The organism is Lentibacillus sp., from assembly GCF_035301675.1.
Classification (GTDB): Bacteria; Bacillota; Bacilli; order Bacillales; family Amphibacillaceae; genus Lentibacillus.
In genome coordinates this window covers 1-12,380 of the sequence record NZ_DATGTT010000060.1, presented here as the reverse complement: position 1 = coordinate 12,380, position 12,380 = coordinate 1, and the positions used below count along the sequence as shown (strand labels likewise).

At 43.2% G+C, this 12,380-nt stretch carries 15 protein-coding genes and 1 pseudogene; 13 read left to right on the top strand and 3 right to left on the bottom strand.

What is annotated here, in order from left to right; all coding sequences use genetic code 11:
- Positions 1 to 91: 91 nt before the first annotated feature.
- The 7 genes from VK097_RS10545 (at position 92) to VK097_RS10515 (ending at position 5,132) form a co-directional block, all read left to right on the top strand.
- Positions 92 to 403 (top strand): metal-sulfur cluster assembly factor, encoded by a 312-nt coding sequence (locus VK097_RS10545; protein WP_324211768.1) that lies wholly within the window; start codon positions 92 to 94, stop codon positions 401 to 403.
- A 140-nt stretch (positions 404 to 543) separates the two neighbouring features.
- A complete protein-coding gene (gene mobB, locus VK097_RS10540) occupies positions 544 to 1,050 on the top strand; it encodes a molybdopterin-guanine dinucleotide biosynthesis protein B (protein ID WP_324211767.1) in 507 nt (168 codons plus the stop codon).
- Complete coding sequence (locus VK097_RS10535) at positions 1,043 to 1,516, top strand: molybdenum cofactor biosynthesis protein MoaE (protein WP_324211766.1); 474 nt, start codon at positions 1,043 to 1,045, stop codon at positions 1,514 to 1,516. The genes mobB and VK097_RS10535 overlap by 8 nt, the downstream gene beginning before the upstream one ends.
- Positions 1,509 to 1,742, top strand: coding sequence for a molybdopterin converting factor subunit 1 (moaD, locus tag VK097_RS10530; protein WP_324211818.1), 234 nt, complete (start codon positions 1,509 to 1,511; stop codon positions 1,740 to 1,742). Before VK097_RS10535 ends, moaD begins: the two co-directional genes overlap by 8 nt.
- Positions 1,743 to 2,280: 538 nt before the next feature.
- A complete protein-coding gene (locus VK097_RS10525) occupies positions 2,281 to 3,279 on the top strand; it encodes an ABC transporter substrate-binding protein (RefSeq protein ID WP_324211817.1) in 999 nt (332 codons plus the stop codon).
- A 69-nt stretch (positions 3,280 to 3,348) separates the two neighbouring features.
- Positions 3,349 to 4,335, top strand: a complete 987-nt coding sequence (locus tag VK097_RS10520; RefSeq protein ID WP_324211765.1) for an ABC transporter permease — start codon at positions 3,349 to 3,351, stop codon at positions 4,333 to 4,335.
- Between the two features lie 2 nt (positions 4,336 to 4,337).
- Positions 4,338 to 5,132: an ABC transporter ATP-binding protein gene (locus tag VK097_RS10515; protein ID WP_324211764.1), complete on the top strand. Its 795-nt coding sequence runs from the start codon at positions 4,338 to 4,340 to the stop codon at positions 5,130 to 5,132.
- A gap of 107 nt (positions 5,133 to 5,239) precedes the next feature.
- On the opposite strand, the gene VK097_RS10510 is transcribed toward VK097_RS10515, so the two are convergent.
- Positions 5,240 to 5,929 carry a Crp/Fnr family transcriptional regulator gene (locus tag VK097_RS10510; RefSeq protein WP_324211763.1) on the bottom strand — a complete coding sequence of 230 codons (690 nt, stop codon included), beginning with the start codon at positions 5,927 to 5,929 and terminating at the stop codon, positions 5,240 to 5,242.
- Between the two features lie 309 nt (positions 5,930 to 6,238).
- Between VK097_RS10510 and VK097_RS10505 the strand changes: the two are divergent.
- Positions 6,239 to 6,373: pseudogene (locus tag VK097_RS10505) on the top strand (radical SAM/SPASM domain-containing protein); the annotation flags it as partial.
- 175 nt (positions 6,374 to 6,548) lie between these two features.
- Here VK097_RS10505 and VK097_RS10500 read toward each other — a convergent pair.
- A complete protein-coding gene (locus VK097_RS10500; protein WP_324211816.1) occupies positions 6,549 to 7,364 on the bottom strand; it encodes an undecaprenyl-diphosphate phosphatase in 816 nt (271 codons plus the stop codon).
- 101 nt (positions 7,365 to 7,465) lie between these two features.
- Between VK097_RS10500 and VK097_RS10495 the strand changes: the two genes are divergently transcribed.
- Positions 7,466 to 7,798 (top strand): hypothetical protein, encoded by a 333-nt coding sequence (locus tag VK097_RS10495; protein WP_324211762.1) that lies wholly within the window; start codon positions 7,466 to 7,468, stop codon positions 7,796 to 7,798.
- Between the two features lie 128 nt (positions 7,799 to 7,926).
- Here VK097_RS10495 and VK097_RS10490 read toward each other — a convergent pair whose 3' ends face one another.
- A complete protein-coding gene (locus VK097_RS10490) occupies positions 7,927 to 8,106 on the bottom strand; it encodes a DUF2929 family protein (RefSeq protein ID WP_324211761.1) in 180 nt (59 codons plus the stop codon).
- A 111-nt stretch (positions 8,107 to 8,217) separates the two neighbouring features.
- On the opposite strand from VK097_RS10490, the gene VK097_RS10485 reads away from it, so the two are divergent.
- From VK097_RS10485 to fabF, 4 genes are all read left to right on the top strand, one after another.
- Positions 8,218 to 8,799 (top strand): hypothetical protein, encoded by a 582-nt coding sequence (locus tag VK097_RS10485; protein WP_324211760.1) that lies wholly within the window; start codon positions 8,218 to 8,220, stop codon positions 8,797 to 8,799.
- 182 nt (positions 8,800 to 8,981) lie between these two features.
- Positions 8,982 to 9,947: a BMP family ABC transporter substrate-binding protein gene (locus VK097_RS10480; RefSeq protein ID WP_324211759.1), complete on the top strand. Its 966-nt coding sequence runs from the start codon at positions 8,982 to 8,984 to the stop codon at positions 9,945 to 9,947.
- Positions 9,948 to 10,090: 143 nt separating this feature from the next.
- The gene (locus VK097_RS10475) at positions 10,091 to 11,032 is read left to right on the top strand and encodes a beta-ketoacyl-ACP synthase III (RefSeq protein ID WP_324211758.1); all 942 of its coding nucleotides are present in this window, start codon (positions 10,091 to 10,093) and stop codon (positions 11,030 to 11,032) included.
- 29 nt (positions 11,033 to 11,061) lie between these two features.
- On the top strand, positions 11,062 to 12,300 hold the full coding sequence (fabF, locus tag VK097_RS10470; RefSeq protein ID WP_324211757.1) for a beta-ketoacyl-ACP synthase II: 1,239 nt from the start codon (positions 11,062 to 11,064) through the stop codon (positions 12,298 to 12,300).
- Positions 12,301 to 12,380 lie beyond the last annotated feature (80 nt).

The following is a 12,380-nucleotide window of genomic DNA, read 5'->3' as shown; positions in this document are numbered from 1 at the left end:
CTGTTCAACCGCTAATAGTGTGATTTAAATCATTTAAAAAAAAGCTCGAATATGTTTAAATAAGACTATGAACATTGAAGGAGGGATTGTCATGGACGCAGCTCTCGAAGAAAATATTATGGGTGCACTTGAGAATGTCATTGACCCTGAGCTTGGCATTGACATTGTCAACCTTGGATTGGTATATGGCGCTGATATGGATGATGAAGGTGTCTGTACCGTTACCATGACGCTGACGGCAATGGGCTGCCCGCTGGCAGGTCATATAGAGCAAGATGTAAAGCGTGCACTTTCAGATCTTCCTGAAGTTGAGCAAGCAGAAGTGAATATCGTCTGGGACCCGCCATGGGGTAAAGAAAAAATGTCACGTTATGCCAAAATCGCCCTCGGTATTCCTGATTAACAATGCAACGTAAATGGTTGATTCATCTCTCATGAATCGGCCTTTTTTTATATCGCCTTAACGGGCAGCAAGATCCCCCCTTCAATATTTCAAGGGGACCAAAAAAGATAAGCGGGTTTTATAAAAATGGGGTCGTTTGTATGCAAATTTATCAAATTGCGGGATATAAAAATTCGGGGAAAACAACGCTTATGAATCAGCTGATACGCTATTTTTCAGAGAGAGGTCTGAAAGTCGGTTCTTTGAAACATCATGGCCACGGCGGTGAGCCGGCTATGGTTAAAGGTACCGACAGCGACAAGCACCTTGAATCCGGGTCGATCATTAGTGGTGTGGAAGGCGATAAATTGACACAGCTGACGCTTCAGATGCCTTTTGAGCTTGAAAAATTAGTTCAGCTGTACGAGAAGTTTCAACTTGAATTACTGTTGGTTGAAGGTTACAAAAACGCAGATTACCGCAAAATCGTCTTGATTAACAGCGAAGCGGACCTTTCGCTTTTGCAGGAGCTTTCGAATATAATGGCAGTAGGCACGCGGGATATGAAATTGATGGATAACCAGGAGTATCCCGTTTTTGATATGAATCATTTGTACAAAGACATTTCAGCACTAGCTGATCATATAAGAAGGGATTTTGATGACTAATAATTTTTGGATAACACAGGAACCGATTAATCCGCATGACTGCATTGAAAAAGTTGTGCGTAATGAAGCAGGAGCAGTGAATACATTTATCGGTACGGTCCGTGAGTTTACAAAGGGTAAACGGACGCTGTTTCTCGAATATCAGTCATACATACCGATGGCCGAAAAGAAACTTGTGCAGATCGGCGATGAAATCCAAGAAAAATGGGGAAACGCCGATACGGCGATTGTACACAGAATCGGCAGACTGGAAATTACGGATATAGCAGTTGTTATATCTGTGTCAACGCCGCACCGTGCTGATGCATTTGAAGCAAGCCGTTATGCCATTGAGCGGATGAAGGAAATTGTGCCGATATGGAAAAAGGAACACTGGGAAGACGGAACACAGTGGATCGGTGATCAGAAAGAAAAAACATCCTATGAGAAAGAGATTCCTTCAGAGGAGGAGATGCGTGATGGTTAATGTCCTGTTTTTTGCTGAACTGCAGGAAGCTGCCGGCAGCGAAAAAATAAATGTGGAAGCGGATGGCTTATCCGTAAACGAACTGAAAACGAAATTGAAATCATCGCATGATCTGGCCAATTTGGATCATGCCATGACGGCGGTTAACGAGGAGTATTCTCATGAAGACACAAGGTTAAAAAGCGGAGATACCGTAGCTTTCATTCCACCGGTCAGCGGCGGTTGAGTCAGTTCACGGTCAGTAACCTGCTAAAACGGCGGAATACTGACCTTTGCTTCTTTTTTCACTCAACATTTTGGCAGCGTATTCGAAAACTGTATCCAAAAGACAGTCAAAACCGCTCAATAAAGCAAAAGCACCATGATAATGGTATAAGTCAGTATCGTTTTCTTCTCTGATAATATAATTGCTTATTGACGACGTACACGAAATTGGTGTAGTATTATTCATAATATTTTCAAGTTCTATTAAATTCACCTCGCCTGTCGACATCATAACCTGTTCTTAAAACTATCTGAAAGCAGTTTATTTTTGGGAGGTGAAACAGCTTTAGATTAAACTGCATACATATAGAAGAGAGGCTGTCGGGAGGGGAGACTGTTCACATTCCCGGGTGAATTGCTGCTGGCTATAGATTGAACTATTGCGGCGAGCAATTCGTTTTGTCAGTAACTTGGGCATCTTTGCTTTAACAATTTAAAGTGCGGAAGCAGAACAATAATATTCAGATTATTTATTTGTAATAGGGGGAAATGAGATGAAGATGAAAAAATGGTTGCAGATCATGACAGCTGCAGCAGTTTTCAGTTTATTAGCTGCTTGCGGATCCGGTGATGGCTCTTCCGGGGAAACCCAAGCATCTGGGGAATCTGAAACATATCAGATAGGCGCTACACAAATTGTGGAGCACCCGTCATTGGATCAGGCATATAAAGGCTTCCAGGCTGCATTGAAAGATAAGGGATTAGATGTGGAATATGACTTCCAAAGCGCACAAAACGACCAAAATAATGTAAAGCCTATTTCTGATAATTTTGTTGCAGATGGTGTTGACCTGATTTTCGCCAATTCGACACCAAGTGCACTTGGAGCATTACAGGCTACAAATGACATCCCTATTCTTTTCACATCAGTCACGGATGCTGTAGGAGCAGGATTAGTGGAGTCCATGGATGAGCCTGGTGATAATATTACCGGTGTACTGGACCTTCATCCGGATGCCATTAACAAAACGGTCGAATTTATCGATGCAAATTTCCCGGATGCTACTGTAGGCACAGTCTATAACGCAGGCGAACAAAATTCCGTTGCTCAAATAGAGTCTGTCAAGAAAGCAATGGAAGGCACAGGGTTAAAATTGACCGAGCGAACGGTTGCTAACTCATCAGAAGTAAAGGATGCAGCAACGACGTTAGTTAGTGAAGCAGATGTATTTTATATTATTACCGATAACACTGTTGTCTCCGCTTTAGATAGCGTTGTGGGTGTTGCAAACGAACAGGATATTCCATTAATGGTCGGTGAGCCCGATTCTTTAAAAGGAGGCGGATTTGCCACTTATGGAATTGATTATCATACCATTGGCTATCGAACCGGTGAAATGGCTGCAGAAATATTAAAAGGAGAGAAAACACCTCAAGATTTTCCAGTGGAGTATCCTCCTGAAATCCAGCTGTTTATCAATAAACAAGCTGCTGAAGAACAAGGAGTTGAATGGAATGATTCCTGGGATGAAGAAGCAGAACTTGTTGAAACCGAATAAGAAGTAAAGACACAACTTTAGAAGCCGGGCTAGTGGAAATTAAATCCATCTTGCTGTAAGGAGGCAATCATGCTTATATCATTATTTGGAGCTGTCGAATCAGGAATGATTTATGCCATTATGGCTCTTGGTGTTTATTTATCCTTTCGTATCCTGGATTTTCCTGATTTAACAGTTGACGGCAGCTTTGTTACCGGGGCTGCAGTAGCAGCGTTATCAATCGTAAACGGGGTACCTCCTGTAATTGCGTCTGTTTTGGCTGCAGTTGCCGGTTTCATAGCAGGGTGTTTAACCGGTATTCTACATACGAAAGGAAAAATTAATGCTTTATTGGCAGGAATTATTATGATGACTGCTCTTTATTCGATTAACCTGCGTATATTGGGGCAGCCTACTCTGTCCATGCTAAACGAAACAACTTTGTTTAAACAGCTGGAATCCCTATGGGCGACTGCGGGTCTTGATTCCTTTTTTAATGGTATATTGACAGCAATGGGAGCAGACCGTACCCCTTCAACATGGGTTATTATTGCGGTTATGATACTGATTACCTTCAGTATCAAGCTCTTAACTGATTATTACTTAAAAACAGAAATTGGCCTGGCGCTGAGGGCGACCGGTAATAATAAAAAAATGATCCGAAGCCTTTCAGCAAATACAGATTATCTTATTATTAGCGGTATTGGCATATCAAATGCTTTTGTAGCCCTCTCTGGAGGCTTGATCGCTCAGCATGGCGGTTTTGCCGATGTGAATATGGGTATAGGAATGATTATTATTGGGCTGGCTTCTGTTATAATCGGGGAATCAATATTTGGCGTTAAAACGATTGCGAGAGCCACGTTAGCTGTGATCGGCGGTGCGATTATTTACAGGATTTTTGTTACGATGGCGCTTCGTGCTGATTTCCTGGAGACAGGAGATATGAAACTTATCACAGCAGCACTTGTAGTATTAGCATTGATTGCCCCAAAAATTGTTCAGGCGCGTAATGAGAAAAAAAGGCGAACCAATAAACAGACTGAGCTTCTGCAGCAGAAAGCCAGGGAGGTGTGAAAATGCTCCAATTACAGGATATCTCCATTACCTTCAATGAAAATACACCGGATGAAAAGCGGGCATTGCAATCGATTAACCTTGAACTTCCCAAAGGTGAATTTGTGACGGTGATCGGAAGTAACGGAGCGGGTAAATCCACGCTGATGAATGTCATTTCCGGCAGTCTGGTACCCGATGTCGGAAGTATTGTTGTTAATAACAGGGAAGTAGCCAATCTTCCGGAACATAAACGATCCCAGTTTATCGGCCGTGTATTTCAGGATCCGATGGCTGGAACGGCACCATCCATGACGATAGAAGAAAATTTAGCTATGGCTTATGCAAGGAATAAAAAAAGAAAGCTAAAACCAGGCGTAACAAAAAAACGAAAAGCGATGTTTAAGGACTATTTAGCCACACTGAATTTAGGACTTGAAAATCGCTTGAAGGCAAAAGTGGGTCTTCTTTCCGGCGGTGAACGTCAGGCGCTTTCTTTGCTGATGGCGACTTTCACAGAACCTGATATTTTGCTTTTGGATGAACATACAGCTGCACTCGATCCCTCAAGAGCTAAATTGATTATTGATATTACCCGTGATGTCGTGGCCAAATTTGGACTTACAACGCTTATGGTAACACATAATATGCGACAGGCCCTGGACTTGGGAGATAGACTATTTATGATGGATAACGGTGAAATCATTTTAGATGTCTCCACAACTGAAAAACAAAAACTGACTATTGAGGATTTAATGCAGGAATTCCAAAAGAAACGCGGCAGTAGCTTTGAAAGCGACCGGGCGATATTGGGCTGATTGATGGCGAAAACACCCGAAGAAGGAACATAACATTTCCTTCCTCGGTGGTTAAGCCCATCCAAAGCCAAGCATATCTTTGCCGCAACGCAGGATGATCTTTACCTTTAAAACAGCTCGTCCTCCAGTGCGTCGGTATCTAAAACTACCGCACCGGATTTGTCGGCGACCATATTTTGTTTTTTTAGCTGGGTCAGCGTACGGCTGACCGTTTCGCGGCTTGAGCCAATCATGTTGGCGAGTTCGCGGTTCGTAAACTGGGTTGTCAGTTTGACCATGCCATCACTTGCTTCTTTTCCATAGTTTTTCGAAAGTCGCAGCAGCAGCATAATAATTTGCTCGTACGTGTTATGGAGGATTTTTTCTTCCAGTCGTCCCTGCAGATCGACGATAATATCGCCGAGAACACGGAAAAGCTTCACACAGATTTCGGGGTGGTTAATCAAAAAGTTTTCAAATGATTCAATAGGAATATAGATTAAAACCGCGTCTTCCAGCACTTCTGCATGAGCGGGGTAATCATCCTGTCTGAAAAATCCTTGATGGGGAAACATATCGCCAGGCTGGAGAACATTCACAATTTGCTCTTTCCCGTGGAAGTCGGTTTTATAGATTTTAATTTTACCCTGGTGAATAAAATAAACATTTGTCAGCGGATCACCTTGCATAAATATGTGGGTGCCGTGCCGGTACATCCGGTGCTTTGCCAGGTCGATAATCGGCTCCATCTCATAGTTGGTCAGGTCTTTAAAAAGGGGCACTTTTTGGAGCAGCTGCTTAATGGTACCCGTATGCATTGGATTACCTCCTTTTTCAAGGGTGGCTATCATTTTATATCGGTATCTTACTGTTAATTTAATCCTATCATATTACAAATATGTCTTTCTTTGTTGATTTTGAACGTTTTGTGATCAAGTGATGAATATCATACATAGGTCATGCCCTTGCTCACATCATTTTGATTCAGGAAATTATATGATGGAGTTGTTCAGGAAGCAAATCAATTACGGATGATGATCGAACGTGAAGGGTCATTTACATGGGAATATCTGGAACTGGGACCGCCGATGTGGCGCATAGCCATCGGGAAAAAATAAACTGCTTCTCGTCATGTGTGCGGAAGCTCAAGATCCCGAGCATACAATGTGACAGGGGACTATATGGAAAGCGAGCCATATTGCGTCTACATTCCAAAAGCGCGGCGTGAACAGCATAAGCGAAAGAAAGTAAAAAACTTCTAACCGATTCGCGGCTAGAAGTTTTTGTTAAGGCGCTATCTTCGAAAATTGTTATCATTGACACAAAAAACCATAAATTGTGACGTAACTTTTTGTGAATCTTCCTACTGAGACTATGTGCTGGCAGGTCGCTGCGGGATCTTCAGACTGCTCCTTTTCCGCAGCTTAGCAATGTGTTCTACAGGAACAGGATGACAAGTATCCCGACAGCGAAACAATAATAGGCAAAATACTTCAGGTTGCCTTGTGCCATAATGTTCATAAACCAACGCAATGAATAATAGGTGGCTATGATGGCTGCTGCAAACGCCAGGATTGATGGTATGGCTACAGCGCTGAATTCACTGCCACCCCCGATGAGATCACCGGCTGATAACATGGTTATACCAAGGCTGACCGGTATATATAACAGAAATGAAAATCTGAGGGCTGTTTCAGTTTTCATACCGACGAGCATTGCTGCAACAATCGTAGCACCGGACCGGCTGATACCTGGAACGAGTGCGACAGACTGGGCAAGTCCAACAATAATAGCGTCTTTAACAGTGATTTCGCCGTCATTTTTGCGCCCTCGCAAGTTACGGATGATCCATAATGCGGCACCTGTGATTAATAGTGTCACACCAACAACCGCAACTCCACTCAGTTTGCTTTCAATATAATCTTCAAATAGGAGACCAATAATCCCGGTTGGAATCGTTGCGATCACCAGAAACAGGATGAATTGAAAATCACTTTTCGCATCGTCCGCACGAGTGGTTATGTAGCGTATTCCATTTTCCACAAGCCGGTATATATCTTTCCGGTAAATGACCAGGACAGCAATCAATGATCCGAAATTGACCATGATTTCAAACGAAAGCCCCTTAATTCCAACATCAAAAAGTTCCCTTACGATAATCAAATGGCCGCTTGAAGAGATTGGAATGGGTTCTGTGAAACCCTGCAGCAGCCCAAGAATAATATATTTAATCAGTAACCAAAATGCTTCGATTGTTTCCATAAATCGCTCACCTCTATCTGCTGATTTTCAACCCGGGACGTGTCACCAACCCATAGGCATTTGAATAGGCTGAATGGTGAGGAGGTTGAAAAATGAACTATAATCATCAACATATGTATGAGTTGTGCAAACAGCATATGCATTCGTATGTGCTTGCTGAAATGAATGACGGTTCGCAAATTGACGGCATCATCACCGGGCTTGATGATGAATGTGTCTATATGGCCATACCTCTGGGTCAGGATAACCAAATGCCCGGATATCATCACGATAATCGCCAATTCGGATTTGGCGGCTTTGGCTACGGCTATCCGGGTTACGGATACTCCGGTTATGGGTACGGCTATGGCCGGCCGAGAAGATTCAGACGTCTGATACTGCCATTGGCTGCGCTCACCGCCTTGAGTGTACTGCCCTGGTACTAATCCAGTAAAGCAGCCCGGCGGATTTGACTATTATACCATTACGCTGTTTGTAAACACGAAACCCTTGCCATCGTTACCTTGAAGGCAAGGGTTGTTTGCAAACTGAAATCATAATCCAAAGGTTTTGTTTAATGATTACTTTCGCCTTTTAAGACACCTTCACCCAGTATAAAAACGGCCAGTGTAATGACGATGGTTGCTGCAAATGTGCTTACTATTTCAAATTCATTACCTGCCATGCTGATTAATACATATGAAACAACACAACTAATAAAAAAAGCCCAGATAAGCGGCCACAAGAAACGCATGATAAATACACCTCTATTTTTATTTACTGCCTGATTTTCTGCTATCTTCATATAGTTTAGCAAATCAGTTCGAAAAATAAAAGGATTTGTTTTAAGAGAAGGATGATCATTATGTATTTTTTGGTGGAAAATTGCTTCCATTGGATTGGTTTTCATATAGTCAGTCGTTTGCTTGATAACGGCTGGCAGGTAGACGGAATGGATGATCTTGATACGGACAAGAAGGAGCATTTGTCCATGTTTCTCGGCCGGAACGACTTGTTTCATCATGTATCTTCCTGCGAGCGGAGCAGTGACTATGATGCAAGGGTAAGCGTCGGCAACCGTGAATTGGTTTTGCAGAAACCCGAATCGATAACTATTAAGCTCCCCCTGATTTTTGGCGAATGGATGCCGATGAACGAGGAAGGAATATACACACAGAACGATTTTATCCGGTTTGATTCAGAACCATTTTTGTCGAGGGCTGTTCATGTGGCAGATGTATTTGAAAGTCTGGAGCAGTGGATCGCTTCATCTGAACTTCCTGCGATATTGGATGTCAGGTCGTTTCATGACCGGCAAACGGACAATATAAAACTTGAAAATGCTGTCTATATACGAAACAATAGACCTATAAACGAACAGATAAAAATGGTAAAAAAACACTATGGAAGGTATAAGAAATTTTATCCCGCATGTAATGGACAGTAGCCCGCCAAAATACGGCGGTTAACTGTCCCTAAATGCCCGATTCTGTTCAACTGACAATCAGAGGGAAGTTTAAATTACCTGATGTCATGAAAATGTAATGGCCGTGTACGTTTACGGGGCATTATTTAATCGTTACAATATTTTGTACAAGTTAATCAACGTCCGGAAATGGAGTGGAAACGGTGAAAAAGTTATCAATCATCATACCGGCTGCTTTCATATTAATGCTATCCGGCTGCGGCAACTATTTTGACTCGGGTAATCTGCAAAACGTCGGAATGCTGGTGGAAACATCAGCTCATGACGAACCTTGGGATAAAAAAGGTTATAAAGGGCTGATGGCAATTGAGAAACAGTTTAACACCGATGTATACTACAAAGAAGAGGTTAAGACCATGCAGGAAGTCAGAGACGCTGTTGATGAATTAGTGGAAGATGGTGTGAACCTGATCTTTGGACATAGTGCTAAATATGGTAAGTTTTTTGAAGAGATTTCTAAAGTTTATCCGGAAGTCCATTTTGTTTATTATAATGGCGGCCAATTTACAGAAAATGTAACAAGCTTGAATTTTAACTCACACGCCATGGGTTTTTTTGCCGGTATGCTGGCAGGTGAAATGACCGAAACAAATCATGTGAGCGTAATTGGTGCCTTTGAATGGCAGCCGGAGATAGAGGGTTATTTTGAAGGTGTTACGTTTCAAAACCCGGAAGCGGAAGTGCATCTTAATTATGTAAATGACTGGAATGGCAAAGAAAAAGCGATGGAGATGTATAAGACAATGCGGGGGCAAGGTGCTGATGTGATTTACCCTGCCGGCAATGCCTACAGTGCATCAATTATTGAACAGGCAAGCGCGGATGGAATATATGCGATTGGTTATGTTGCGGATCAATCGCATATTGCTGAAAAAACCGTTTTGACGAGTACTGTACAGCACGTAGAGGATCTTTACACAATGGCGGCAGAGAATTTCAATGATGGTGATCTGCGTGGTGGTGTCACAACGTTTGATTTTCAGGATGACGTGATTTCATTGGGGGAATTCAGTCCTGAAGTTCCGAAAGATGTTCGCAGCCAAATTCAGGAAGAAGTAAAAGCGTACAAAGATACAGGATTGCTTCCAAATGAACGAAAAGCCGAGTAAATCATGCTTGCACATAAGTAAGGTTTGCATTAAAATTAGTACCAAGTCATAAGAATTACTAATAACAGGAGTCGGAAAAAGGGTGAAAGAGATCGGAAATTTACGATCATTTTTAAATAATTGATTTTAAGGAGATGGGTATCATGGGCGTCGGACTGTTAGGTACCGGGCATTATGTTCCGTCCAATGTTGTTACAAATAAAGATCTTGAAAAAATAGTGGATACGAGTGATGAATGGATCAGAACGCGAACCGGCATAGAAGAAAGACGCATTGCTGGAGATGATATGGAAACATCGGATATGGCATTTTATGCGGCTCAGGATGCATTGGAAAAAGCGAATCTCAAGGCAGAGGATCTTGATATGATTCTCGTTGCAACCGTGACACCTGACACACCATTTCCGTCTGTCGCATGCATGCTTCAGGACCGGCTGGGTGCAGGCAAAGTTGCCGCGATGGATGTCAGTGCAGCATGCTCTGGTTTTATGTACGGTGTGATTACTGCCAAACAGTTCATCGAATCAAATGCATATCAAAACGTTTTGGTGGTCGGTGTCGAAAAACTTTCTAAAATCACGGACTGGTCTGACCGGAATACGTGCGTTTTGTTCGGCGATGGGGCAGGAGCAGCTGTTGTCGGTCCTGTTTCAGAAGGAAAAGGTATTCTTTCGTTTGAACTTGGATCAGATGGTTCAGGCGGAAAAGAACTTTATCAGGATAAGGAAACCGACTATTTGTTCATGAACGGACGAGAAGTGTTCAAGTTTGCTGTCAGACAAATGCCGGAGTCGTCGGTAAATGTTGTTGAGAAGGCTGGATATAATAAAGGAGATGTCGATTATTTAATTCCGCACCAGGCGAACATCCGGATCATGGAAGCTGCCCGCGAACGACTGGGCATTGCCGAGGATAAAATGGCAACTTCGGTCAAAAGATATGGCAATACGTCTTCAGCTTCTATTCCAATCGCTTTATCCGAAGGGGTCAATAGTGGTAAAATAAAAAATAATGATTTACTCGTTCTTGTCGGTTTTGGCGGAGGGCTGACGTGGGGCGCCATTGCCTTGCGCTGGGGCCATTAATGACTTCAAATCTATAGGAGGAGCAACAAATGGAAAGAAGAAGAGTCGTAGTTACCGGTCTCGGGACCATTTCCCCTAATGGTAATGATGCTGGAACAATGTGGGATAATGTTGTTTCCGGGAAAAGCGGTATCGATTTTATAAGCCGTATTGAACGCAGCGGGTTGCCGGCAGCTGCAGCAGCTGAAGTAAAAGATTTTGATCCGAAAAATTATATGGAAAAAAAAGATGCCAGAAAGATGGATCTGTTTACACAATACGCAGTAGCCGCCGCACGAATGGCGGTTGACGATGCCGATCTGACGATTGATGATAGCAATGCCGATCGTGTCGGAGTCTGGGTCGGGTCCGGAATCGGCGGCATGGGCACCCTGGAAGATCAGCATACGAAACTGCTTGAAAAAGGGGCGCGCCGAATCAGTCCGTTTTTTGTGCCGATGATGATCCCTGATATGGCAGCAGGACAAGTGTCCATTCAGCTTGGAGCTAAAGGCATCAATTCATGTACGACGACCGCATGTGCATCAGGTGCCAATTCAATTGGTGACGCATTTAAAACGATTGAACGCGGGGATGCTGATTTTATGATCGCCGGAGGAACTGAGGCCCCGATTACGAATATGGCGTTTGCCGGTTTCTCGTCAATGAAGGCACTATCAACGAGTGAAGCTCCGAAAAGTGCAAGCCGCCCGTTCGATAAAGACCGTGATGGCTTTGTCATGGGTGAAGGTGCAGGCATTTTAGTTTTGGAGACACTGGAATCCGCAATCGAGCGCGGTGCACATATTTATAGCGAAATCATCGGCTATGCCGCAACGGGTGATGCTTATCATATTACAGCACCTGCAGAAAACGGGGAAGGTGCTGCACGGGCTATGCAGCAGGCCGTAGAGGATGCCCGTGTTTCGACTGAAGAAATTGATTATATCAATGCGCACGGTACAAGCACTCAACTGAACGACAAATATGAAACTCAGGCCATTAAACATGTATTCGGTGAGCATGCAAGGGAGTTAGCAGTGTCGTCCACAAAAGGCGTGACCGGCCATTTGCTTGGTGCTGCCGGTGGGTTGGAATCCGTTATTTCGGTGAAAACAATTGATGATGGTGTTATCCCGCCAACAATGAATTACGAAACACCTGATCCGGACTGCGATCTTGATTATGTGCCGAATGAATCAAGAAAACAGGACGTCAATGTTGTTTTGAGCAACTCACTTGGATTTGGCGGCCATAACGTCACACTGATTTTTAAAAAATATCAGTGAAGTGGAGCGCTTGTCACCCACTGAATTTTAGTTGAGCAGAATCGGGCATTTCAGGTAAGTCAGCCTTCGTTTTTTGAAGG